The 23,602-nt window shown below is 68.4% G+C and carries 21 protein-coding genes and 1 riboswitch; of the genes, 14 read left to right on the top strand and 7 right to left on the bottom strand.

Going from position 1 to position 23,602, the window contains the following annotated elements:
• Positions 1-106: 106 nt before the first annotated feature.
• Positions 107-712: a HutD/Ves family protein gene (locus tag BM372_RS04920; protein ID WP_090952587.1), complete on the top strand. Its 606-nt coding sequence runs from the start codon at positions 107-109 to the stop codon at positions 710-712.
• Here BM372_RS04920 and BM372_RS04925 read toward each other — a convergent pair.
• Positions 709-963, bottom strand: coding sequence for a hypothetical protein (locus tag BM372_RS04925; protein WP_090952589.1), 255 nt, complete (start codon positions 961-963; stop codon positions 709-711). The genes BM372_RS04920 and BM372_RS04925 overlap by 4 nt on opposite strands.
• A 53-nt stretch (positions 964-1,016) precedes the next feature.
• Positions 1,017-1,083: riboswitch (guanidine-III (ykkC-III) riboswitch) on the top strand.
• 9 nt (positions 1,084-1,092) lie between these two features.
• Between BM372_RS04925 and BM372_RS04930 the strand changes: the two genes are divergently transcribed.
• The 4 genes from BM372_RS04930 (at position 1,093) to BM372_RS04945 (ending at position 3,650) form a co-directional block, all read left to right on the top strand.
• Complete coding sequence (locus BM372_RS04930; RefSeq protein WP_090952591.1) at positions 1,093-1,416, top strand: DMT family transporter; 324 nt, start codon at positions 1,093-1,095, stop codon at positions 1,414-1,416.
• Positions 1,416-1,814, top strand: coding sequence for a DMT family transporter (locus BM372_RS04935; RefSeq protein WP_090952593.1), 399 nt, complete (start codon positions 1,416-1,418; stop codon positions 1,812-1,814). The genes BM372_RS04930 and BM372_RS04935 overlap by 1 nt, the downstream gene beginning before the upstream one ends.
• Before the next feature lie 154 nt (positions 1,815-1,968).
• Positions 1,969-2,979, top strand: a complete 1,011-nt coding sequence (locus BM372_RS04940; RefSeq protein WP_090952595.1) for an aldo/keto reductase — start codon at positions 1,969-1,971, stop codon at positions 2,977-2,979.
• Positions 2,980-2,999: 20 nt separating this feature from the next.
• Positions 3,000-3,650, top strand: a complete 651-nt coding sequence (locus tag BM372_RS04945) for an MBL fold metallo-hydrolase (protein ID WP_090952597.1) — start codon at positions 3,000-3,002, stop codon at positions 3,648-3,650.
• Positions 3,651-3,773: 123 nt separating this feature from the next.
• Here the strand turns inward: BM372_RS04945 and BM372_RS04950 are convergent, their stop codons facing one another.
• Positions 3,774-5,681 carry a DEAD/DEAH box helicase gene (locus BM372_RS04950; protein ID WP_090952600.1) on the bottom strand — a complete coding sequence of 636 codons (1,908 nt, stop codon included), beginning with the start codon at positions 5,679-5,681 and terminating at the stop codon, positions 3,774-3,776.
• Between the two features lie 383 nt (positions 5,682-6,064).
• Positions 6,065-6,370, bottom strand: a complete 306-nt coding sequence (locus BM372_RS04955; RefSeq protein ID WP_256214040.1) for a hypothetical protein — start codon at positions 6,368-6,370, stop codon at positions 6,065-6,067.
• Positions 6,371-6,581: 211 nt separating this feature from the next.
• On the opposite strand from BM372_RS04955, the gene BM372_RS04960 reads away from it, so the two are divergent.
• The 3 genes from BM372_RS04960 (at position 6,582) to cycA (ending at position 10,323) form a co-directional block, all read left to right on the top strand.
• A complete protein-coding gene (locus BM372_RS04960; RefSeq protein WP_090952604.1) occupies positions 6,582-7,604 on the top strand; it encodes a class I SAM-dependent methyltransferase in 1,023 nt (340 codons plus the stop codon).
• Positions 7,601-8,299 (top strand): SAM-dependent methyltransferase, encoded by a 699-nt coding sequence (locus BM372_RS04965; protein WP_090952606.1) that lies wholly within the window; start codon positions 7,601-7,603, stop codon positions 8,297-8,299. The genes BM372_RS04960 and BM372_RS04965 overlap by 4 nt, the downstream gene beginning before the upstream one ends.
• A 530-nt stretch (positions 8,300-8,829) precedes the next feature.
• A complete protein-coding gene (gene cycA / locus BM372_RS04970) occupies positions 8,830-10,323 on the top strand; it encodes a D-serine/D-alanine/glycine transporter (RefSeq protein WP_090952608.1) in 1,494 nt (497 codons plus the stop codon).
• 187 nt (positions 10,324-10,510) lie between these two features.
• Here cycA and BM372_RS04975 read toward each other — a convergent pair whose 3' ends face one another.
• Together BM372_RS04975 and BM372_RS04980 are read right to left on the bottom strand one after the other, a co-directional pair.
• A complete protein-coding gene (locus BM372_RS04975) occupies positions 10,511-12,043 on the bottom strand; it encodes an MFS transporter (RefSeq protein ID WP_090952610.1) in 1,533 nt (510 codons plus the stop codon).
• 91 nt (positions 12,044-12,134) lie between these two features.
• Complete coding sequence (locus BM372_RS04980) at positions 12,135-13,166, bottom strand: Lrp/AsnC family transcriptional regulator (protein ID WP_177235878.1); 1,032 nt, start codon at positions 13,164-13,166, stop codon at positions 12,135-12,137.
• Between the two features lie 165 nt (positions 13,167-13,331).
• Here BM372_RS04980 and BM372_RS04985 point away from each other — a divergent pair, with 165 nt between their 5' ends.
• The 4 genes from BM372_RS04985 (at position 13,332) to BM372_RS05000 (ending at position 17,958) form a co-directional block, all read left to right on the top strand.
• Positions 13,332-14,600, top strand: coding sequence for a M20 metallopeptidase family protein (locus BM372_RS04985; RefSeq protein ID WP_090952614.1), 1,269 nt, complete (start codon positions 13,332-13,334; stop codon positions 14,598-14,600).
• 51 nt (positions 14,601-14,651) lie between these two features.
• Positions 14,652-15,941 (top strand): MFS transporter, encoded by a 1,290-nt coding sequence (locus BM372_RS04990; protein WP_090952616.1) that lies wholly within the window; start codon positions 14,652-14,654, stop codon positions 15,939-15,941.
• A gap of 146 nt (positions 15,942-16,087) precedes the next feature.
• Positions 16,088-17,044 carry a tRNA (guanosine(46)-N7)-methyltransferase TrmB gene (trmB, locus tag BM372_RS04995; protein ID WP_256214041.1) on the top strand — a complete coding sequence of 319 codons (957 nt, stop codon included), beginning with the start codon at positions 16,088-16,090 and terminating at the stop codon, positions 17,042-17,044.
• Positions 17,045-17,151: 107 nt separating this feature from the next.
• Positions 17,152-17,958, top strand: coding sequence for a DUF1206 domain-containing protein (locus tag BM372_RS05000; RefSeq protein WP_090952618.1), 807 nt, complete (start codon positions 17,152-17,154; stop codon positions 17,956-17,958).
• A gap of 40 nt (positions 17,959-17,998) precedes the next feature.
• Here BM372_RS05000 and BM372_RS05005 read toward each other — a convergent pair whose 3' ends face one another.
• Both BM372_RS05005 and BM372_RS05010 read right to left on the bottom strand, forming a co-directional pair.
• On the bottom strand, positions 17,999-18,682 hold the full coding sequence (locus BM372_RS05005) for an anti-sigma factor family protein (RefSeq protein WP_090952620.1): 684 nt from the start codon (positions 18,680-18,682) through the stop codon (positions 17,999-18,001).
• On the bottom strand, positions 18,679-19,182 hold the full coding sequence (locus tag BM372_RS05010; protein ID WP_090952622.1) for a sigma-70 family RNA polymerase sigma factor: 504 nt from the start codon (positions 19,180-19,182) through the stop codon (positions 18,679-18,681). Before BM372_RS05010 ends, BM372_RS05005 begins: the two co-directional genes overlap by 4 nt.
• A 187-nt stretch (positions 19,183-19,369) precedes the next feature.
• On the opposite strand from BM372_RS05010, the gene BM372_RS05015 reads away from it, so the two are divergent.
• The gene (locus tag BM372_RS05015) at positions 19,370-19,915 is read left to right on the top strand and encodes a COG4315 family predicted lipoprotein (RefSeq protein ID WP_090952624.1); all 546 of its coding nucleotides are present in this window, start codon (positions 19,370-19,372) and stop codon (positions 19,913-19,915) included.
• A 118-nt stretch (positions 19,916-20,033) separates the two neighbouring features.
• Complete coding sequence (locus tag BM372_RS05020; RefSeq protein WP_090952626.1) at positions 20,034-23,471, top strand: DEAD/DEAH box helicase; 3,438 nt, start codon at positions 20,034-20,036, stop codon at positions 23,469-23,471.
• Positions 23,472-23,602 lie beyond the last annotated feature (131 nt).

The following is a 23,602-nucleotide window of genomic DNA, read 5'->3' on the forward strand; positions in this document are numbered from 1 at the left end:
TCCCTCTGACGTTAGCAAGGCCGGACCGCCGCTGCCGACTTTGCGTCCGCGCCGGCAGCAAACGGCAGCACCTGGAGGGCTGCCGGCAAGCCGATAGGCTGGGGCCATGGAGATCATCCGCTATGCCGAGCTCAAAGCACAACCCTGGCGCAACGGCGGCGGGGTGACCCGCGAACTGGCACGTCATCCCCGGACCCCGTCGGTGCAGAACAGCGCGGATGACACCCAGTGGGACTGGCGGGTCAGCATAGCCGAGGTGACCAAGGCAGGGGCGTTCTCGGCCTTCGCCGGGATGGACCGCGTGCTGACCGTGATCGACGGTGAGTTGCTGCTCCTGAGCGTGGACGGCTCCGAGCACCCGCTCGAGAGGTACCGCCCGTTCCGGTTCTCCGGCGACGCGGACTCGGCCGGAGCACTGCCCACAGGCGACATCCGGGACTTGAATGTCATCACCCGCAACGACTCCTTCAAGGGCTACACCTCCATTGTCGAGCTGTCCAAGAAGCGCGCCCACCCGGTGTTCGAGGGCCAGTTCGGCATCCTGCTGCAGGGCCAGGCGACCGTCAGCCCCGGTACCTCAAGTGTCGAGACCTCAAGTGTCGAACTGAACCGTTATGACGCCGTCGTTGGCGCTGACAGCGCGCCGGAAATCCTGGGCCGCGGCTTCCTGGCGGTCGTCACCATCGATCCTGCGGAGCAGGGTACGTCCTAGCGCCGGCCCGCCTTCACGCGGGCCTGGCTGACGCGGGCCTGGCTGACGCGGGCTTGGCTGACGCGGACCGAGTCGCCTGAGAGCCGTTGCGCGACCCAGATTGGCACGATTGAGACCACGATCAGCACGACGGCCACTACGTTGACCACGGGTGCCTGGTTCGGGCGGAACTCGTGCAGCTTCCAGATGGCTACGCGGCCCGCGCAGGCTTCATCGCCAACAGCGGGCTGCTCGGACCCGAGCACGTTCACCGTCTGGAGCCACGCCCGTCGGGCTCTAACTCCCGGCTTGCTAAAATGGGGCTCCAAGGCCCCTTTCCCGGCGCCTCCGGACGACGGTTCAGTACCCGGCACGCGACAAGACTGGCCACAGGAGCTGTCATGGCGTGGCTGATACTCATTCTTTCCGGGGCGCTCGAGGCTGTCTGGGCCGCCGCCCTGCACCGCGCTGCGCAGGCCACGGGCCGCCGCCGGCTGCTCCCCGGCCTGGTCTTCCTCGTCTCGGTCCTCGCCAGCACCGGCGGCCTCGCCGTCGCCATGCAGTCCATCCCTGCCGGCACCGCGTACGCCGTCTGGGTGGGCGTGGGCGTTGTACTGACCTCCGCCTACGCAATCATCACCAGGGTGGAACGCGCGACGGCGGCACGCATCGCGTTGCTCGGCGGCATAGCCGCGAGCGTGGTCGGCCTGAAGCTGGTGGCGTGATGGTGGCAGCGAACCCCCGCCGGAAACACCACCCGGCGCCGGCCCTCGTCTGGACGATCCTGCTCGCTTCCGCCGTGCTGGAGGCGGTCTGGGCCACGGCCCTGAGCCTGTCCGACGGGTTCACCCGCCCGTTGCCCACGCTCGTATTCGCGGCCGCGGCCACGCTCAGCATGGTGGGCCTTGGCGTGGCCGTGAAGCGCATCCCGCTCGGCACCGCCTACGCCGTCTGGGTGGGAATCGGCGCGGCGCTGACGGTCGGCTGGGCGATGGCCACGGGCGTCGAACCGGCCAGCCCGCTCAAGCTGCTGTTCATCGCCGGGATTGTCGGCTGCGCGGCGGGCCTGAAGCTCCTGCCGGCTGGGGATACTGCCGGTACACCGACGCTCCCGCCCGGTTAGTCCGGGGCCCGAGCCGCGAGCCGCCGGCAACACGCCGTGCCCAGCGCCGGGGCCGGGAAGCAAACGGGCAGGAGGGCAGGAATAGCCGCCCACGCGCCGGGGTTCTTGGCAGGGACGGAACTAGTCCGTAACTTCCCAGCGAATGGAGACCCACATGACGGCAGCACCAGTCCAGCTCGGCGACGGCCTCACGGTCAGCCCCCTCGGATTCGGCGGCATGGCCCTGACGCCGGTCTACGGGGACGTGGACCCGGCCGAGGCCCTGAGGACCCTGCACCACGCTGTCGACGCCGGCGTGACGTTTTTGGACACGGCGGACATCTATGGCGGCGGCAGCAACGAGGAGCTGATCGCGCGGCTGCTCAACGAGCGGCGGGACGAGGTCCAGCTGGCCACCAAGTTCGGCCTGGTGGGGACCCCGTCGGCGGGCTACACGGATATCCGTGGGGACGCGGCGTATGTGAAACAGGCGGTGGACCGCAGCCTGCAGCGGCTCGGCACCGACACCATTGACCTGTACTACCTGCACCGCCGTGACCTCCGCGTTCCGATTGTGGAAACCGTGGAGGCCATGGCGGAGCTGGTGCAGGCCGGCAAGGTGCGGCATCTGGGCCTGTCCGAAGTGACGGCGGAGGAGCTGCGCGAGGCCAGCACCGTCCACCCCATCGCCGCAGTCCAGAGCGAGTGGTCCATCTGGAGCCGGGACGTGGAACGCAACGTTGTTCCTGCCGCGGCCGGCCTGGGCGTCGGATTCGTGCCCTATTCCCCGCTGGGCCGGGGATTCCTCACCGGCACCGTGGACGTCTCGACGCTGGGCAGCAACGACTTCCGCCGCAACATCCCGCGCTTTGCCGAGAATGCCGCAGCGGCCAACCAGGGGGTCGTGGCCGCCGTGGGGGCCGTTGCCGCCGAGCTCACCGCCGCCGGGAACCCCGCGACACCCGCCCAGGTGGCGCTGGCCTGGCTCCTCGTCCAGGGCGCCCGGCTCGGGCTGCCGGTGGTCCCCATCCCCGGTACCCGCAAGGCGGACCGGATCGATGAGAACCTCGGCGCCCTGACCCTCAACCTGACGCCTGCGCAGCTCGGGGCGCTCGACGCCGCCGCGGACGCCGTCGTCGGTTCCCGTTCCGCAGACCCCAACTGGGTCTCGCAGGGCCGGGAATAGCGGGTCCTAGACTGAAGCCCATGGACTCACTTATTCACTCGCTACGTGACATCACCATCCGCAGGATCTCGGTCAGCGAGATGGACAACAACGTGTACCTGCTGACGGCAAAGGCCTCCGGCGCGCAACTGCTCATCGATGCTGCCGATGATCTAGCCGCCATTCAGGCGCTGCTCGCGGACGCCGCCGCGGACACTGACGCGACGCCGAAGCTGGCGCTGATCGCCACCACCCACCAGCACTGGGATCACGTCCGTGCGCTCCCGGGACTGGTGGAGGCAACCGGCGCGAAGACGGCGGCGGGCACGGAGGATGCCCCCGAACTGCCGGTGAAGGTCGACGTGCTGCTGGATCACGGGGACGTCGGGAACTTCGACGGCTTCGACGTGACCGCGGTCCATTTGCGCGGGCATACGCCGGGTTCGGTGGCCCTGGTGTACCAGGACCCGGACGGCCCGGCCCACATCTTTTCCGGCGACTCGCTGTTTCCCGGCGGCGTGGGCAGCACCCAGAAGGATCCGGAACGGTTTGCCCGGCTGATCACCGATGTGAGCGAGCGGCTGTTCGATGTCTACCCGGATGACACCGTGGTCCATCCGGGCCACGGCAAGCCCACCACGCTGGGCGCCGAGCGCCCGCACCTGGACGAGTGGCGCGCCCGGGGCTGGTGAGTTCCGGTTTTTCGCGGCGTTTTCGGACAGCCGCCGCGCTTTCGGACGGCCGCCGCGGGGATCCCCGCAGCGGCCGTCCGTTTGCGTAGCGCCAGCTACTTTGAGTAGCGGAAAACCGGAGCCTTAGCGGCCGCGGCGTTCGTTTGAGGCCGGAGCCGACGCGCGGCGGGGGCCGCTGCGGGCCGGGCGGGCGTCGCCGGAGCGGCCGTTGCCGCCGCCGGCGTAAGAACCGCCCGAGGTGCCGCCGGTGTTGGAGGACCAGACCGGCGCATTTGCTCCGGTCTTGCCGCCGCCGGACTTGGCGCCGGCCGCAGCGCGCTGGCCTGTGGCCGGACGGCCGTTGCGCTGGCCGCCGGTCGAGCCCCCGGTGCGGGGTGCGCCGGTGCGGGGAGCCCCAGAGCGTGCCGCGCCGCTGCGGGGAGCCGAAGCGCCCCTGGCGTCGGCGCGCCCCTCGGCGGCGCGTCCGTCCGACCCACGGCCGGCCGCGGCACGGCCGCCGGCGGCGGGAACATCGTTGTGGTGCGCGTAGGCGGTGGCACGGCCGCGGCCGCGCGCATTCCGGCGCTCGGCGCGCTCGGCGTCAGCCCGGTCCTGGTTCTTCTCCGCGACGCGCTCCGCGGCGTTGCGGGCTGCAGCCTGGCCTTCATAGGCCACCGCCCGGCGCTCGGCGCGCGGTAGATCGGTGCGGGGGGCCTCGGCGGAAACGCGACCGCGTCCGCCGCGTCCGCCGCGGCCGCCGGCCGTGGGTGAGGCCTGGCGGCGGGCACGCTTGCGTTCGGCATTCGCGCCGGTCGAGGTGCCGCCGCCGTGCTGCGCGGCCTTGGCGGCCAGCAGTGCAGCACGGGTGCGCGGATCGATTTTCTCGGCCATTTCGCCGACCAGTTCAGCAACCAGGGGCGAGTTGGCGGTGACGCGCTCGAAGTTGACCTCGACGCCGGCGGCCTTCATCAGCTTCTTGACGTCGGACTGCTGCTCGGGCAGGGTCAGCGTGACCACGGTGCCGTCGGAACCGGCGCGGGCCGTACGGCCTGAGCGGTGCAGGTACGCCTTGTGCTCCGTGGGCGGATCCACGTGGATGACCAGTTCGACGTCGTCGACGTGGACGCCGCGGGCCGCGACGTCGGTGGCGACCAGGACGCGGACGTCGCCGGAGGAGAACTCGGCGAGGTTGCGGTCACGGGCGTTCTGCGAGAGGTTGCCGTGGAGATCGACGGCGGGGATGCCGGCGTCGGTCAGGGTCTTGGCCAGCTTCCGGGCATGGTGCTTGGTGCGCATGAAGAGCACACGGCGGCCGGCACCGGAGGCGAGCTCCACGATCAGCTGCTTCTTGACCGTCTGGTCATTGACCACCAGCACGTGGTGTTCCATGGTGGTCACCGCGGCCTGCGGGTCGTCCACGGAGTGGGTCAGCGGGTTGGACAGGTAGCGCTGGACGATCTTGTCCACGCCGTTGTCCAGGGTGGCGGAGAACAGCAGTCGCTGGCCCTGGGTGGGGGTCATGTCCATGAGCTTCTTGACCACCGGCAGGAAGCCAAGGTCAGCCATGTGGTCGGCCTCGTCCAGGACGGTGATCTCGACTGCTTCGAGGGTCAGGATGCGCTGGCGGATCAGGTCCTCCAGGCGGCCCGGGCAGGCGATGACGATGTCGACGCCGGCGCGCAGCGCCTTTTCCTGACGGGCCTGCGAGATGCCGCCGTAGATGACCGTGGTGGTCAGGCCCGCGGCCTTGGCCAGTGGTTCGATCGTGGCATTGATCTGGGTGGCGAGCTCGCGGGTGGGGGCGAGCACCAGGCCCATGGGGCGGCCGGGCTTGCGGAAGTAGCCGGCCTCGCGCTCAGCGAGTCGGGCCACGAGCGGGATGGCGAAGGCGATGGTCTTGCCGGAGCCGGTGCGGCCGCGGCCCAGGACGTCGCGTCCGGCGAGGGTGTCCGGCAGGGTCTTGACCTGGATGGGGAACGGCTCAACAATTCCCTGCGCGGTGAGGGTGTCGGCGAGGGCCTTGGGCGTGCCGAGGGCAGCAAAAGTAGTCATAAAGTTCAAAGGTCTTTCAGGCGGCATCCATGCGGATATCGGCCCCCGGTGCCGGTTGGCCCAGGGGTTCGCCGAAGAAAAGTCAGGTGGTCAACCGGGCTGCTGCCAAACCTCAGCAGGCAGCCGCCGGGACCAAATGGAACGCGTTCATCGACGCAGGATGTGCCTCTCACATGAAAAAACCCACTTCCCGCGGATGGTTTCCCGAAGGATTCCGGCAGGTCATCCGGTTGAGGGACCGAATCAGTCAGCCAAAGCTGACCGCCCGAACCTGCTCGACCGAATATAAGTGGGCATCACTGCACATCAAGTGTGACCACTCTACCATCTCCCGGGACACAGCCCCGATTCGAGCGCCCCTTCGGCGCCCGCCGGCACGACTCCTAGCCCGAGAGGCTGGGGGCCTGAAACAGCGGCATGTGTGGCGACTGGGACGGCGTGCGGGCGGGCGCGCGGGTCGCCGCCCGGGGCGTGCCCGGCTCCGCTGCCCGCAGGATGACGAGCGCCTCGGCGTCGATCAGGCGCCGCGTTCCGGTCCTGGAATCCAGGATCCAGAACAGATCCATGGCCGCAACCGTCTGGGTTACCGTGCCCCGGTGAAAGAGCTTGCCGTTGTGCCAGGCCTCGACCTGGTCCCCCACGTTCAGTTCACTTGAGCTGCGGATGTGCCGTGTCTCTTCAACGTCCATGATCATTGCCTTCCCCCGTGGTTCAACGCCTTGTGCCTAGCATTCACGGCGCAGGTTTCGGAATGGTTTCCAGAGCGTGATTTCCATGTATCTATGCGCTGGCGCGGTCCGCTTGAGCAACCGGGTCAATGCAGTGCATTTCCTTCGTTGACCGCCGTTGGGTCCCGGGGGACCATGGTGGCGGGGTCAACGAGAGGAGACGGGGGGCACGATGTCGAGAACAGCCGCCGCTGGCTTATTTCGGCTCATCCAGCTGGCGTTGCTGCCCCTGGGGGTGGCCGGATATGTCGCGGCTGTCCCGCGGCTGCTCACCTACAGCCGGCGTACGGGCGCCTCGGCCACGGCCCTTGCCTCCCTCTACACGCGCTACATGCAGCACCGGCTGGAGACCAGGCCTGATGAGCCTGCGGCCCGGCTCATGGCGGTCATGCCGAACGTGTCCATGGCAGCGTTCCGACTGGAAACCGCACCCACACTCGTGGGCAACCTGCTCACCGGCTACGTTCCCAGGGTCTACCGCTATCCGTACCAGGGACCGGCGCCAATGGTCCATCAGTCGACGGCCCGGACCAGCTTCTACGATGCCGCCGTCCGGCGGTACCTCCCCGGCGCCGACCAGTTCGTGGTGCTCGGGGCCGGATTCGACACCCGCGCGTTCAGGTTGCCGCCGGAGTGCAGGGTGCGCTGCTTCGAAGTCGACATGCCCCGGACCCAGGCCTACAAGCTCAGGATGCTTGGGAAAGCAGGCTTGTCGACCGGACTGGCCACCTACGTGCCCGCCGACTTCGAAATCGAGGACTGGATGGCGAAGCTCGTGGCGTCCGGCTTCGACCCCACCCGGCCCGCACTCTTTATCTGGGAAGCTGTGACCATGTATCTGGACCGCGGCTCGGTGGAGGCGACGTTGCGCAGGATCGCCGCAGCCGCCCCCGGCAGCGCCGTGGCCTTTGACTATTTCTCCAAGGAAATCCTCACTTCCCGATCGCCCTACATGCGCTACGCCCGGGCCGCGACCCGGTTTGTCCGCGAACCGCTGACCTTTGGCATCGACAACGCGCCGCCGGCCAGGAAAAGCGCGGCCGACTTTGTAGGGTCCTTCGGGCTGGTCCTCGAGGAGCACAGGAACTTCGGCCGCGAGACCCGACGGCGGACCGCGCCGGCCGGATTCGTCACCGCCGTCGTGACCGCCGCGGTCACGAACCCGGCGGAGCAACGCAACGAGGGGAAACCATGACACAACACAGCCACGACCACGACCATGACCACGCGGCCAGCGATCATGACGCCGGTGAGACCGCGAAGCCCGGCAGCGCAGCCCAAATGTGGGATGAAAAGTACAGCAGCCGCACCAAAATGTGGAGCGGGCAGCCAAACCCGCAGCTCGTCGCGGAGGCGGCGCAGCTGCCTCCCGGCGAGGCTTTGGACCTCGGCTGCGGCGAAGGCGCGGACGCCATATGGCTTGCCGCCCGCGGCTGGGCCGTGACAGCCCTGGACGTCTCCGCCGTCGCGCTTGAACGCGCGGCCGCCCACGCCGCGGAACAGGGCCAGGCCGCCACTATCGAGTGGGTGCAGCAGGACCTTGCCACGTGGGTCCCGGACCGTCAGTTCGACCTGGTCACGGCCCAGTTTCTGCATTCCACCCTGATGCCGTGGCAGCAGGCGCTGCAGCTCGCCGCCGCCGCGGTGCGCACCGGCGGCACCCTGCTGATCGTCGGCCACCACCCTGACGGCCTGCCGCCGTGGGGGGCGCACCATAACCATGAGAAGTTCTTCACGGCCGAGGACCTGGCCGGTGAACTGCGGATCGAAGAGCCCGTCTGGCGCCTTGAGGTGCTCGACAGCCGGCATCGCAGCGTCATCGGCCCCGACGGCGAGGCGGCATCCATCACCGACGCGGTGCTGCGGGCCACACGCCTGTCCGCCGGGTAGCCGGCAGTGAACCACCATTGCGGGCCATCTCCTCCCGGCTCCACTCCAAATCGCCAGTGGCACCAGTGCCAAGTGTGGCTGGACTCTGCCCATACGCCCGGCGAAACCACAGCCGACACCCGCGACACCATCAGGGAAAATATGTGACAAAAGACAGCGGACGACAACTGCGGCTAAGATGTTCGACAGTTGTCGAACATCCCCTCGATCGGGAGGTTCGCGGAAGCGCGGCGTCGGCGGGCCAACCGGACGGCCCGGCCGGCGTCGCTTTTCCTTAGGGCCCGCGCTGGACGCGGGTCCCGAACCCGTTCCCGCCCCGTGCGGGAGCGCCCTGACTGACGGGAGCACGACGGCACCTTGCCGACCGGCAGGCCGAGTTCGTGGCTTGCCCCGGCATCAGCGGCCGTGAAATACCGGCCCTAATCTGGATCTGCCCGCAAAACTGTTATCTCCGTCACACCCTGACGGTTACGCGGACGGCATCGCGGTACCCCCGACCGTTGCGCCCGCCTGTGACAAGGAAGAAGCTCATGCCTGAACGCACCACCGCGGCCACTCCGGCCATTTCAGAAGTCTCCGCCGGCACTGACCCCGGCGCCGGGAACCGCGAACCCCATCTGGCCCGCGCCCTCGGCAACCGTCACATCCAGTTGCTCGCCATCGGCGGGGCCATTGGCACCGGCCTGTTCATGGGCTCCGGCAAGACCATCTCCCTCGCCGGCCCCTCCGTCATCTTCGTCTACATGATCATCGGCTTCATGCTGTTCTTCGTCATGCGGGCCATGGGCGAGATCCTGCTCTCGAACTTGTCCTACAAGTCCTTCAGCGACTTCGCCGGCGACCTGCTGGGCCCCTGGGCCGGATTCTTCACCGGCTGGTCCTACTGGTTCTTCTGGGTCGTCACCGGAGTCGCGGACATCGTCGCCATCGCCGGGTACGTGGACAAGCTCGCTCCCGGAACCCCGCTGTGGATCCCTGCGCTGATTACGCCCGTGGTCCTGGTGCTGCTGAACCTGCCCACCGTGAAGGCCTTCGGTGAAGCGGAGTTCTGGTTCGCCATCATCAAGGTGGTAGCCATCGTTGCCCTGATCATCACGGGCGCGGTAATGATCGCCACACACTTCACGTCGCCTTCCGGCGCGGAAGCAAACCTCGCCAACATGTGGAACGACGGCGGCATGTTCCCGCACGGCATGTTCGGCTTCATCCTCGGCTTCCAGATCGCCATCTTCGCCTTCGCCGGCATCGAACTGGTCGGCACCGCCGCCGCCGAGACCAAGGATCCGGAAAAGAACCTCCCGCGTGCCATCAACTCCATCCCGGTCCGCGTCCTGCTCTTCTACGTCGGCGCCCTGGTGGTCATCATGGCCGTCAACCCGTGGCGCACCATCGATCCGGCCAGCAGCCCGTTCATCGGCATGTTTACCCTTGCCGGGTTGGGGATCGCCGCAGTAGTCATCAACCTCGTGGTGCTGACTTCGGCCGCCTCCAGCGCCAACTCCGGGATCTACTCCACCTCCCGCATGGTGTACGGCCTCGCCCAGGACGGGAACGCACCGAAGGCGTTCGCCAAGCTGAGCGTCCGCAAGGTCCCGCAGAACGCACTGCTGTTCTCCTGCATCTTCCTGCTGGCCGGGCTTGTCCTGCTGTACGCCGGCGACTCCGTGATCGGCGCCTTCACGATCGTCACCTCCGTGGCCTCCGTGCTGACGATGTTTGTGTGGTCCATGATCCTGATCAGCTACATCGCGTTCCGCCGCCGGCGGCCGGCCCTGCACGCGGCCTCGGCCTTCAAGATGCCCGGCTCCGCCTTCATGCCGTACGTGGTGCTCGCGTTCTTCGTCTTCATGCTCGTGGCGCTGGCCCAGGCCGATGACACCCGCCTGGCACTCGTTGTGGCCCCGGTGTGGTTCCTGCTGCTGGGCGCAGCCTGGCACTTCAACCGGCAGACACCGTTGCAGCAGGCGCGGATTGTCGAGTGGAAGGCCATCCGCTCGCAGGAGGAAGTCCGCGCGGGCGTCTGACGCCCTCCCTTCCTGCGACGTTTGCCTGAGGAGCCCCGGCCGGTTTTCCGGCCGGGGCTTCTGCGCGCCAGCGGACTGTCGCCTACCTCCTGCGCGCCTACCCTCCTGCGCGCCTACCCTCCTGCGCGCCTTCGGCCGGTCGCCTACGGCCGGTCGCTTACGTTCGCGCCCGGTGCCGCGGCCGTTCCTAGGGCTGTGTCCGGTCCGCGGCCTGCGGGGCAGCAGCGCCGCGCGGCGCAGAGCCGACGCGCGGTGCCACGGCGACGGCGGCGACGCCGATTGCCGCCGTCAGCGCGAACACCCCCGCAAACGAGGCCGCCGTCGTCGTTGCAGCGGCGAAGACGATCGCCGTGGCTGCAAGGGCCAGCGCGCCGCCCAGGGAGTCGGAGATCGACATGGCCGAACTGTTGAAGCCCTCGGTGTCCTTGGTGGACAGGGCCAGGGTCATGACGCTCAGCCGCGGATACATCAGCCCCATGCCGCCCCCGGCGAAAATCCAGCCCATGATCGCCACCCCCGCCGGCCAGGCCAAGATGGTTGTCGCGAGGACCAAGACGATGGCGCCGAGCACCAGCGCCGAGCCGATCCGCACCGCCCTTGGGTGCTCCAGCCGCGGCCCGAGCCGGCCTTGGATGCCCGATGCCGCAGCCCAGGCGAGGGCGCCGCCGGTCAGCGTCAGGCCGGCGAGCGTCGGGGCGAAGGCGTAGCGTTCCACGAGCAGGTAGGGCAGATAGACCTCGGCGCCGAAAAAGGCGGCGGCCACGAGCCCACGGGTGAGGATGACGCTCGGCAGGCCGCGCCGGGCGGTCAAGGTTCCGCGCGGCGTGAGGGGACGTACGGCCAGGAGCGCGAGACCGACCGCCGCCGCGGCGAACGCGCCGCTGGCCCACGGGACTTCGGCGGCCGGGACCTGGGCGGAGAGATTCAGCCCCAGCACCGCGACGGCGGCCAGCGCGGCCCACGCCAGCCGGGCCGCACCGCCCGCCGACCAGGCGGGGCCGGCGGTTTCTGGTGCCGCGCCTCCCGCGGTCCCACGCGCACGGGGAGCCGGGTCCGCGGCCCCCTCTGGGGAGGTCCCGGGGAATGCGGCGGCTGGTTTGGGCGTTGCGCGCAGTCCGCGAAGCGCCGGGACGGTCATGAGCAGGGCAGGAACCACGAGGCCTACGACGCCGAGGAAGACCCAGTGCCAGCTGGCCAATTGCGCCACCATGCCGGCAGCGAATGGGCCCACGAGCGAGGGAATGACCCACGCGGCGGAAAAAGCGGCGAAGATCTTCGCATGCAGGACCGGCGGGTAGACCCTGGCGATCACGACATACAGGGCCACTGTCAGCGCGCCCCCGCCGAGTCCCTGCACGAGCCGTCCGGACACCAGGACCGGCATGGTCGCGGCAGTTCCGGCGATGAGCAGGCCCAGGACGAACATGGCCACGGCGGCGAGGAGCGGGCCCACGGGACCCCGCCGGTCGGACCAGTTCCCCGCGGCCACCATGCCGATCACCCCGGTGGCGAGCGGCCCGGCAAAGGCGAGCGCGTAGAGGCTTGCGCCGTCCAGCTCCCGGCTGACCAGCGGCATGATGGTGGTCACGGCCAGGGACTCGAAGGCCGCCAGGAACACCAGGGCGCAGGCACCGAGCGTCACCAGCAGGTAGCTGCGGTGAAAGATGCCGGCCGGTTCCGGGACGGATTCCGGGCGGGCAGGCGGGTCGGTCTGGGGCACGGGCGGAGCCTGATCAGTCGTCGTGGTTGAAGCCTAGGGGGAAGCATCCCACAGCAGGCGGCCACTGCGCACCATGGCCAGCCCGGGCTGTTCAGCCGTCCGCCTCGAGCCCCTGGGCCGGAACCACGACGGCGCCACTGGCGCGCGAGTCTGGGTTCAGCATCCAGCCCACGCGCTTCACCGTGCTCAGCATGACGACGCTCTCCACCAGGACTATTCCGGGCACCTTCTGCTGCAGTGCCACTTCGATGCTCATGACGTCCGCGAGGGACTGCAGCCACATGATGATCACGAAGTTGGTGGGCCCCGTGGTGGAGGCGCTGAGCCGGACATTCCGCATGGTTTTCAACTCGGCCGCCGCGGCCTCGTGCTGGCCGGCGGGGACGTTGACGAACCATTGGCAGGTCACCGGAAAGGCCGAAAACTTCTGGGCAACCTCGCACCGGAAGGACAGGATCCCGCTGGCGAGCACCCGGTTGAGCTGCCGCTGGACGGTGGCGGGGTGCCTGCCGAGCCCGCGGGCGATGTCCGCCGCCGTGGCCCGTCCGTCCTTGGCCAGGAATGGCAGCAGCGCCAGATGGCTCTCCGGTAACGCTTCCCGGGCGGCTGCGTGAGCGACCCCCGTGGCCTCCGGCCGGGCCAATGCCTCGACGGCGGCCCGCTGTGCGCGGCTCAGCACGTTCAGCCGCCAGGCACCGCCGCTTGCATGCAGCCTGGTGCACAAAGCGGTCTGATACTTGAGGAGGCCCTCGATTTCCTTCAGCCGCGAAATGACCTTCGTGCTGAAATCGTCCAGGGAGGGCGTGATGACGGTCAGCATGAGGTCCCGGTTGCTGGCCGCCTCCTCCACCGTGACGATCTCCGGCATCTCGGCGAGCCTGGCGGTGACTTCCTCGCGCCGGTTCATTTCACAATCCACGGCGACGAACGCCAGGCACATCTGGTGCGGGTCGCCGATCAGGTGGGCCGTGATCCAGGAAACGCCCGAAGCTTGCAGCCGTTCCCAGCGGGCCGCGAGCGTGGTGGCGTGAACGCCCAGCACCTGGGCCGCATCCGCCCAGCTCAAGCGCGGGGCAACCTGCAGGACGTTGATCAGGGCGAGATCGTCCTCACTGAGTTCCATCACTTCTCCTTCACCGTGCATGAAACCAGCGTCTTGACGGGATAGGTGCATTTTTCCAGACGTTTGCGCGCATGTGAACCATGTCACTTCAGAATAGACGCAGGTCCTTGCCGACCAAACCAGCCACATCGAGAACCCAGCAATTTCGACCAATGAGGAGATTACGTGCCGATCACCGCAGATGCCCGGGAAATGCAGGCGGACCTTGCCCGGTTCCGCCACGAGCTGCACCGCGAACCCGAGATCGGCCTCACGCTGCCCCGCACCCAGGAGAAGGTGCTGAAGGCCCTGGACGGGCTCCCCTACGAGATCACCCTGGGCCGGGACACGACGTCGGTTACGGCGGTTCTTCGGGGCCAGGCACCGGGGAACGGCGCGGACGGCCGTCCGGCCGTGCTCCTGCGCGCGGACATGGACGCCCTGCCGGTGCAGGAGAAGACAGGCGTGGACTACACGTCCAGGATCGACGGCACCATGCACGCCTGCGGCCACGACCTCCACACTTCCATGCTCGCCGGGGCCGCCACGCTCCTGGCCGAACGCCAGCACCGGCTGGCCGGCGACGTCGTCCTGATGTTCCAGCCCGGCGAGGAAGGTTTCGACGGTGCCAGCCACATGATCCGTGAAGGCGTGCTGGAGGCCGCCGGCCGGCGCGTGGACGCCGCCTACGGCATGCACGTGTTCTCCGCCCTCGAACCGCACGGCACGTTCTGCACCAAGCCCGGGGTCATGCTGAGCTCCTCCGACGGCCTGGTGGTCACCGTGCTCGGCGCCGGCGGGCACGGTTCGGCTCCGCATTCGGCCAAGGACCCCGTGACGGCGGCGGCGGAAATGGTCACGGCGCTGCAGGTCATGGTCACCCGCCAGTTCAACATGTTCGATCCCGTCGTCCTCTCCGTCGGTGTCCTCCAGGCCGGCACCAAGCGCAACATCATCCCGGAAACGGCACGCATCGAGGCCACCATCAGGACCTTCTCCGAGGCATCCCGGCAGAAAATGATGGACGCCGTCCCGCGGCTGCTGAAAGGCATCGCCGCGGCGCACGGCCTCGACGTCGACGTCGACTACCAGCAGGAGTATCCGCTCACCATCACGGACGAGGACGAGACGCACACCGCGGAGAATGTCATTGCGGGTCTGTTCGGCGATTCTCGGCTCTCCCGCTGGGCCACCCCCCTGAGCGGCTCGGAAGACTTCTCGAGGGTGCTCGCCGAGGTCCCCGGCACGTTCATCGGGCTCAGCGCTGTCCCCCGGGATGCCGACCACGCCGCCTCGCCGTTCAACCACTCCCCCTACGCCACGTTCGACGACGGCGTGCTGGCTGACGGCGCCGCGCTCTACGCGGAACTCGCCGTTTCAAGGCTCGCCGCGCTTGCGGCAGCGCCCGCTGCCGACGCGGCCACCGCTGTTGCCGCCGCCCCGGCCCTTTCCTAGCCCTATCCTCCCGCCCTGTCCTTCCCGCCCTGCCCTCCCTTGGAGAAGACCATGACAACCACCGCGTCCACACTGCCGGCAACCCGGACCTCTACCCGCAAGACCCTCATCGGCACCGGCATCGGCAACGCCGTGGAATGGTACGACTGGGCCATCTACGCGACGTTCACGCCGTTCATTGCGAGCCAGCTCTTCAGCAAGTCGGACCCTGCGTCCGCGGTGCTGTCCACGCTGGCGATTTTCGCCGTCGGCTTCGTGGCCCGTCCCTTCGGCGGCTTCCTGTTCGGTTGGATCGGTGACCGGATCGGCCGCAAGGCTTCCATGACGCTGGCCGTGGGGCTCGCGTCGCTGGGCAGCCTGCTGATCGGCGTCGCGCCGACCTTCGCCGCCGTGGGCGCCCTGGCCTCCCTGGTTCTGCTCGTGGCCCGCCTGATCCAGGGCCTGGCGCACGGCGGTGAGCTGCCGTCGTCGCAAACGTACCTGTCCGAGATGGCGCCAAAGGAACACCGCGGCTTCTGGGCCACCCTGATCTACACCTCCGGCACTGTGGGCATCCTCTTTGGAACCCTTCTGGGCGCGGTGCTTAACATGGCCCTGAGCACCGAGGCCATGAACGCCTGGGGCTGGCGCATTCCGTTCCTGATCGGCGCGGCCATGGGTCTCTACGCGCTGATCATGCGGTCCCGGCTGCACGAAACGGACGTTTTCGAGGGGGAAGCCGCGGCGCAGAAGCGCGCACCGATCTGGCCGCAGATCGTTCGCCACCGCAAGCAGGCCCTCCAGGTGATCGGCCTGACGGTCGGCCTGACCGTGATCTACTACATCTGGGGTGTCGTCGCCCCCAGCTACGCCACCACGGCCCTGAAGATTGACCGCGGCGAGGCCCTGTGGGCCGGCGTCATCGGCAACATCGTATTCATCGCGGCGCTGCCGTTCTGGGGCAAGCTGTCCGACCGGATCGGCCGCAAGAAGGTCCTGTGGGCCGGTGCGGTCGGCGCAGGCATCATGCACTTTCCGATGACCTGGTTGCTGAAGGACGCTGCCTGGCAGCTCGCCGTCAGCATGTCCGTCATGCTGATCTTCATCGCCGCCAGCGCGGCGATCGTCCCCGCCGTCTACGCCGAGCTGTTCCCCACGAGCATCCGCACCGTGGGCGTGGGCGTGCCTTATTCCATCTGCGTGGCTCTTTTCGGCGGAACCGCGCCCTACCTCCAGCAGTGGCTCGGCACCACCGTTCAGATGCCGCAGCTGTTCAACGTGTACGCCGTGCTTCTCCTCGCCGTCTCCGCGGTCTTCGTCTTCACCATTCCGGAAACCAAGGGCAAGGACCTGGCGCACTAACCAACCGCCTTCCCAACTAGCTAGCAGCAGGGGCCGTTCTGAGCGTTCAGAACGGCCCCTGCTGCAAGTTACTTGGGTGCTCAGCCGACCCCTCGGAGCCGAATCGACCGCGAAGACGCACCGCAAACTCAACTATTCTGGAAGGGATGAGCGAATCCCCAGAATCCCCCGCCACGCCGGCGACCCCGGAATCCCCCGCCACGGAACAGACCCAGCCGCCGCGCCCCGTGACGCCGGGCAGCCAGGCCTCGTTCGGCACGTATGGAGGCCGCCCGGTGAGTTTCGTCCGCCGCGGCACACGCTTGCAGGGCCGCCGCCAGGCGGCCTGGGAGGAGCACGCCGAGCGCTGGGCGGTCGAGGTTCCCCGCCATGTCGCCAACACTTCCGTGCACCCGGACTACGTCTTCGACGCCGAGGCCGAATTCGGCCGGAAGGCTCCGTTGATCGTGGAGATCGGCTCGGGGCTGGGCGATGCGGTGTGCCACGCCGCCGAGGAAAATCCTGACAAGGACTTCCTGGCCGTGGAGGTTTACACCCCGGGCCTGGCCAACACGCTGATCAAGATCAACAGCCGCAAGCTCCGCAACGTCCGGGTGGTGGAGGCGAACGCCCCGGAGGTCCTGGCAACGATGCTCCCCGCCGGCTCCGTCACGGAACTGTGGGTGTTCTTCCCGGATCCGTGGCACAAGTCCCGCCACCACAAGCGCCGCCTCATCCAGCCCGCCTTTGCAGAACTCGCCGCCCGGGCCATCAAGCCCGGCGGCACGTTCCGGATCGCGACCGACTGGTCCAACTACGCCGTCCATGTCCGCGAGGTCATGGCCGGTTCGGCGGAATTCGAGAACTTGCACGAGGGCGAACGTGCCGGCACCGAAAGCCCCCTGACCCAGGTGTGGGAATCCGGCGTCGAGTCCCGCGTGGGCGGAGCGCCCGTCAAGGAGGGCCGGGCGCCGGTCAGCACCGAACACACCGGGCCCAACGAAGGCATCGACGGAACCGGCGGCTGGGCGCCGCGGTTCGAGGGCCGGATTCTGACGAGTTTCGAGAACAAGGCGCACGAGGCCGGACGCCTGATCTTCGACCTCAGCTACCGCCGGCTGTAGGCACCCCCGGGGTTTCGAGGACATCTGTTCCTGAACGGCTCGACGTGACACGATAACGGAACGGAGAACCCTGGGGTAGCACGAAGGAAACGATCATCAAACGGGAAATGAAGGAAGCGGCGGACGCCGCCGAGAACGTCACCAATTCGAAGCCGCTCGAAATGGTGGCGCGGGCCGGGTTTGCCGTGTCAGGGCTCTTGCACTTACTCATCGGGGTGATCGCGATCCGGATCGCCATGGGCGGCAAGGGCCAGGCCGACGTGAGCGGCGCGGTGGAGGAGCTCGCCAAGCAGCCGGCCGGGCCGCTGCTGCTCTGGACCGCGTTTGCCGCCTGCGTGGCGTTGGCCATCTGGCAGGCCAGCGACGCCATTTTCGACTTCGAGCACCTGCCGACCAAGAAAAAGGTCGGCAAGAAGCTAAAGGCAGGTCTGCAGGCCGTGGTGTACTCCGCATTCGCCTTGACCCTGGCCGCGGTAGCCACCGGGGCGGGTGCCGACCAGCGCGAGTCAACAAGCGATTTCACCGTGCGCCTCATGAAGGCGCCGGGCGGCGTGGCGCTGCTGGTGGTCATTGGCGCCGCGATCGCCGTCACGGGGATCGTCTACGGGATCCGCGGCATCAAAAAATCCTTCCTCAAGTACCTGCGCACGCCTTCCCGGCCGCAGGCCCGCACCGCGTTGACCGTCGTCGGCGTCGTGGGGTACGTCGCCAAGGGCTTCGCCCTGCTGCTGGTGGGCCTGCTCATCATCATTGCCACGGTGACGGCACACCCCGAGCAATCCACCGGGCTCGACGGCAGCCTGAAGGCCCTGCGGCAGCAGCCGATGGGCCCGTACCTGCTGGCAGCCGTGGGTGCCGGCCTGATCTGCTATGGCATCTACATGGTGGTGCGGGCCCGGCTCGCGAAGATGTAGCTCGGCGCCGGGGCCACCGCCGTGCCGCCCCCAACAGGCGCTAGCCCTGCGGCACGGCGATGACGGCCACGGTGTGCTGCTCCGCGTTGCGCATCTCAACGCTGGCGATCCTGGCCAGTTGCACCGGCGTCGCCCCGGTGATCCGGACCCTGCCCGAGGGCGTGGCCGACCACGCGCAGGCGCGGTCCTCGCCGCCGTCGCGGTCTTTGACCCACAGGGAGAGGATCCCGTCCGCAGGCAGGCTCCGGCCGTCCACCGCGAGCTCGGTGCCCCAGGTTTTCTTCACGAAGCCCACCGTGACCTGCAGCCCGCTGCTCGCCGCCACGGAATAGCTCGCGTCCGGTTTGGCCGGCTGGAACAGCCACGATCCCGCCAGGATCCCCAGCGCCAGGCACGCGGCTGCCGCGGCGCCCACGGCCGCTGTCCACCGCCGTCGCACTTTCCGCCGCCGGGCGGCCAGCTCGTCAAGAAGCCGGCGTGGGGCGGGGACCGGTTCCGGCGGAAGGAGTTCCCGTTCCCGGACGGCCGCGGCCGCCGCGGTGAGCGCGACGGCGTCGGGCACGGGGACCGCGTCCAGCAGCGCGGGGATGCTGGCGAGTTCGTCGAGTTCCCGGCGGCAGTCCGCGCACACGGTCAGGTGCTGTTCGAAGGCTGCGGCCTCAGCCGGCAGCAGGCCACCGAGCAGATAAGCGCCCAGAAGTTGATGCAGTTCGGTCCCGTTCACCGCTGCACCCCCATTTCGTCAAGGATTGTCCGTAGGGCCCGCACGGCATAAAAAGCCCTTGACTTCACTGTGCCGGCGGGGATTTGCAAATGGACTGATGCCTCCTGGACGGTGTGTCGGCGGTAGTGGAGCGCCACGAGGACCTCGCGGTGCTCGGCGCTGAGCCGGAGCAGCGCTTCCTCCATGAGGACCTTGTTGAGCAGGTCATCGATGCGCCCTGCGGCGTCTGCCGGGTCCGGGACGTCGCGTTCGCCGGCTTCCTGCGGGCGCCGCTGCGCCTTGCGGTAGTTGTCGATCATGACGTTGCGGGCCGTCCGGAACAGGTAGCTGCGCAGGCTGCCCGTAATCTGCGGCGCCTGCTGCCAAACCCGCAGGACTGTCTCCTGGACGACGTCGTCGGCGAGTTGCGGGTCCCCCCGGGAGGCGCTGAGGACGAAGCGCTTCAAGGCCGCCCCGTGGTCGCGGTAGATCGCAGCCACGACGTCTTCGTCCAGCGGCATTTCCCACCTCCCGGGAGTTGTTGTCCTGCCCCTGTATGACGTACAGGCGGACCCAATAGTTCACTGTGCTCCAGGACAGCCCCGACACGAACATGTCCGCTCTGCCATGAACCATTCCGCGCTCCTTGGCGTCGTATCTCGTAGCGCCGGCCTCCGAGTTGGGCTGGCTCGAGTCTAGGAGCAGCACATGAAGAAGCATCTCAGCATTGGCTTGTCCGCGTTCGCTCTGGCCGCCCTCCTGTCCGGCTGCGGCGGCGGAACGACCACGACGCCGACGTCGGCGGCACCGGCCACCTCCGCGCCCGCAGAGACCGCCACGAGCGCGCCGGCCAGTTCCGCGCCGTCGTCCATGTCCGCCGCGGTGCTCTCAGTGGCCGAGTCCAAGGCGGGCCAGATCGTGGTGGCCGACCAGGGACTGAGCGTCTATTTCTTCACCAAGAACACGAAGGATTCCGGGAACAGCGTCTGCACCGGCGCGTGCCTGACGTCGTGGCCCCCTGTCACGTCGACGACGGTGACTCCCACAGTTAACGGCGTCACCGGCAAGGTCGGAACCATTCCCACGGCCGACGGAAAGATGCAGGTGACCATCAACGGGATGCCGATCTACTACTTCTCCAAGGACCAGGCCGCGGGGGACATCAACGGCCAGGGCGTCGGCGGGGTCTGGTACCTCGTGTCACCAACGGGCGAGATGATCAAGTCCACGCCGAGCAGCAGCAGCGGCTACTAGGGCCCAGTTGAACGGCAGGCGATGTTTGAGGGGACGTTCCCGGGTACCGCGAAGTTCAGGAGCCCCGGCAGGCTCGCTAAGATGGATCAGATGACCACCTGCCGAAAGTAGCGCGCACATGCCATCCCATCCGGACGAGAGTGCGGCGCTGGCAATCCAGACCCCCGCGATCAACGACCGCTCCCTCGCGGCCGGGCTCGCCTACGCCATGGGGAGCCGCGTTTCCGGGATCTCCTTCGATGCCGCCACCGGGCTGCTGCTGGGTAAAGTGCGCGGCGGCCCGGACGTGCCCTATTCCACGACGGCGAAGCTGGTCCGGAAGTCGGGCGGCTGGAGCTGCACCGTGGGCGTCTGCAGCTGCCCGGTGCGCAAGGACTGCAAGCACGTCGCGGCCCTGCTCTTCGCGGCCGAGGACAACCCGGCCACCCGGCTCCAGCTGTTGGCCCCCGCCGAGTCCACGCGGTTGTCCCGCCAGAGCGCGCCGCCGGAGCTGGCCGACTGGGAGCAGGCGCTCAGCCCGCTGATCGCCCGCCCCGGCATCACCCCCTCCGCCAACGGCACCCCGCTGGCGCTCCAGTTCGAGGTTGAGGAACCCGCCCCGCACTTTTCCTACACGGGCCGCCGCGATCCGCTCCGCAGCGTCCGCCAGCTCAAGGCACGGCCCGTGATCATGGGGGCCAAGGGCAAGTGGATCCGCGGCGACGTCTCTTGGAGCACGCTGAGCTACCTGAACTACCGGCGCGAATGCAATGAGGCGCATGTGGAGTGGATGCAGGAATTCCTCGCCTCGCACACCGCTGTGGCGAACCGGCAGCACGCCGGCACCGCAATGTGGCTTGGCCTGAACACCTATGCGGGTAAGAACCTGTGGAGCCTGCTGGCCCAGGCCAGGAAGATCGGCGTCGCCCTGGTGCACAGCCAGGGCACGGAACCGGTGCGGCTCGCGGAGGAGCCGGCCGCCGTCGGACTGAACCTGGCACGGTTTGGCACCGGCGGCGACGACGGCGGGCTGGCGCTGGCGCCCACCATCACGGTCGAAGGAGAGGTGGTGGATCCGGCGTCGGTCGGGACCATCGGCCGCCCGGCGCACGGGATCTTCCTGACCTCCGACGGCGAGGCCCTGCCGGGAATCGCCCCGGTCGGCCCCGTCATCACCCTTGCACCGCTGGAAACCGGTCTCAGCGAGGAGTTACTGACCTTCGTCACGGGCGGGACCACGCTGCACATCCCCGCCCGGGACGAAGGCCGCTTCCTGACCGGTTTCTACCCCAAGCTCAAGCAGACCGCCCGGGTGACGGCGTCGGACGAGTCCGTGGAGCTGCCAGCGCTGGCCGTCCCCACCTTGTCCCTGCTGGCCAATTACGGTGCGGACCACCGGGTCCGGCTGCATTGGGAATGGCACTACACGTCCGGGAATCTCGTCACGGCGCAGCCGCTGTGGCGGCATCCGGGCGATCACGGCTACCGGGACGACCTCGCCGAAGCCCGCATCCTTGAGGCGGTCGGCCAGCCCTGGAACGTGGTGCCGGCCCTGGGCGAATCCGCCACCGGCGGCTGGGGAACCCCGCGCCTCGCGGCCACGGCCGAACTGGCCGGACTGGACACGCTGGCCTTCACCGAGGACGTGCTTCCCCGGCTCCGCGAACTCCCCGACGTCTCGGTGGACACCTCCGGTGAGATCGCGGACTACCGCGAAGCCGAAGAAGCGCCCGTGGTGGCGATCTCCACGAAGGCTACGGACAGCCGTGACTGGTTCGACCTCGGCATCGTCATCACCCTGGAGGGCCAGCCCGTTTCCTTCGCCGCGCTGTTTTCCGCCCTCGCGGCCGGCCAGACCCGCATGCTGCTGCCCAGCGGAGCGTACTTCTCGCTGGACCTGCCGGAACTGCACCAGCTCCGGGCGCTGATCGACGAGGCCCGCTCCCTGCAGGACAACCCGGGAGACAAGGACGCGCCGCTGCAGATCAGCCGTTTCCAGGCCGGATTGTGGGACGAGCTCGCACACCTGGGGATCGTCGACGAGCAGGCGTCCGCCTGGCGCGCATCTGTTGGCGGCCTCCTGGAAGGTGACATTCAGGGTCTTCCCCTGCCCGGGACGCTCAACGCCGAGCTGCGCCCGTACCAGCTGGAGGGCTTCAACTGGCTGAGCTTCCTGTACCGTCATGGGCTCGGCGGCGTGCTGGCCGACGACATGGGCCTGGGCAAAACCGTGCAGGCGCTGGCCTTGATGTGCGCGGCGAAGGTCGCGGCAGTCGAGGGGTCTGCCGCTGCAGCGGCTGCCGGCTCCCGGCCAGGCGGGGAGCCCGACGCCGGGTTGGCCCCTTTCCTCGTCGTCGCCCCCACCAGCGTGGTGGGCAACTGGGAGGCCGAGGCGGCCCGGTTCGCCCCTGGCCTGACGGTGCGCGCCATCGGCGAAACCTTCGCCAAGAGCGGCTCGGACCCGGCCGAGGCGATGGCCGGCGCGGACATCATCATCACCTCCTACGCCCTGTTCCGGATCGACTACGAGGCCTACGCCTCCCGGAGCTGGGCGGGCCTGGTCCTGGATGAAGCCCAGTTCGTCAAGAACCACCAGTCCAAGGCCTACCAGTGCGCGCGCAAACTGCCGGCCGCCTTCAAACTCGCCATCACGGGCACCCCGTTGGAGAACAACCTGATGGAGTTCTGGGCGCTGACCTCGATTGTGGCCCCCGGGCTCTTTTCCAGCCCCAAACGGTTCGCCGAGTACTACCAGAAACCGGTGGAGAAGAACGGCGACAAGGCGCAGCTGGACAAGCTCCGGCGCCGTGTCCGGCCGCTCATGATGCGGCGCACCAAGGAGCAGGTCATCAAGGACCTGCCGCCCAAGCAGGAGCAGATCCTGGAAGTGGTGCTGAATCCGCGGCACCAGAAGGTCTACCAGACTCACCTGCAGCGGGAGCGGCAAAAGATCCTGGGCCTGATTGACGACGTCAACAAGAACCGGTTCACCATTTTCCAGTCGCTGACCCTGCTCCGGCAGCTCAGCCTGGATCCCTCACTGATCGATCCCTCGCTCTCGGCGGTACGTTCCAGCAAGCTCGACGTCCTGTTCGAACAGCTCGAGGACCTGGTGGCGGAAGGCCACCGGGCGTTGATCTTCAGCCAGTTCACCGGTTTCCTGGGCAAGGTGCGTGAGCGGCTGGTTCAGGAAGACATCGAGTTCTGCTACCTCGACGGCAGCACACGCAATCGCTCCGACGTCGTCAATGAGTTCAAGAACGGCGCGGCACCGGTGTTCCTCATCAGCCTCAAGGCCGGCGGCTTCGGCCTGAACCTGACCGAAGCCGACTACGTGTTCCTGCTCGACCCGTGGTGGAACCCGGCCTCGGAGGCCCAGGCCGTGGACCGGACCCACAGGATCGGGCAGGCCCGGAATGTCATGGTCTACCGGCTCGTCGCCAAGGACACCATCGAGGAGAAGGTCATGGCGCTCAAGGCAAAGAAATCCCAGCTCTTCGCCGACGTCATGGAAGGCGACGCGCTCACCGGCGGCGCACTGACCGCGGACGACCTCGCGGGGCTGTTCACGGACTGAGGAGGGCGGGACCCTTGCGCTTGTTCCCGCTGCCTGCGTGGCGACGCTCCTCCCCAGTTACTCAGCGCAGTCCCCCGCGCCTACGCCTGGAAACCGCGGGATTCCGCGGAATCCTGCGTGTGCGCAGAGGT

It is taken from the genome of Arthrobacter sp. ov118 (genome assembly GCF_900116495.1).
GTDB lineage: Bacteria > Actinomycetota > Actinomycetes > Actinomycetales > Micrococcaceae > Arthrobacter.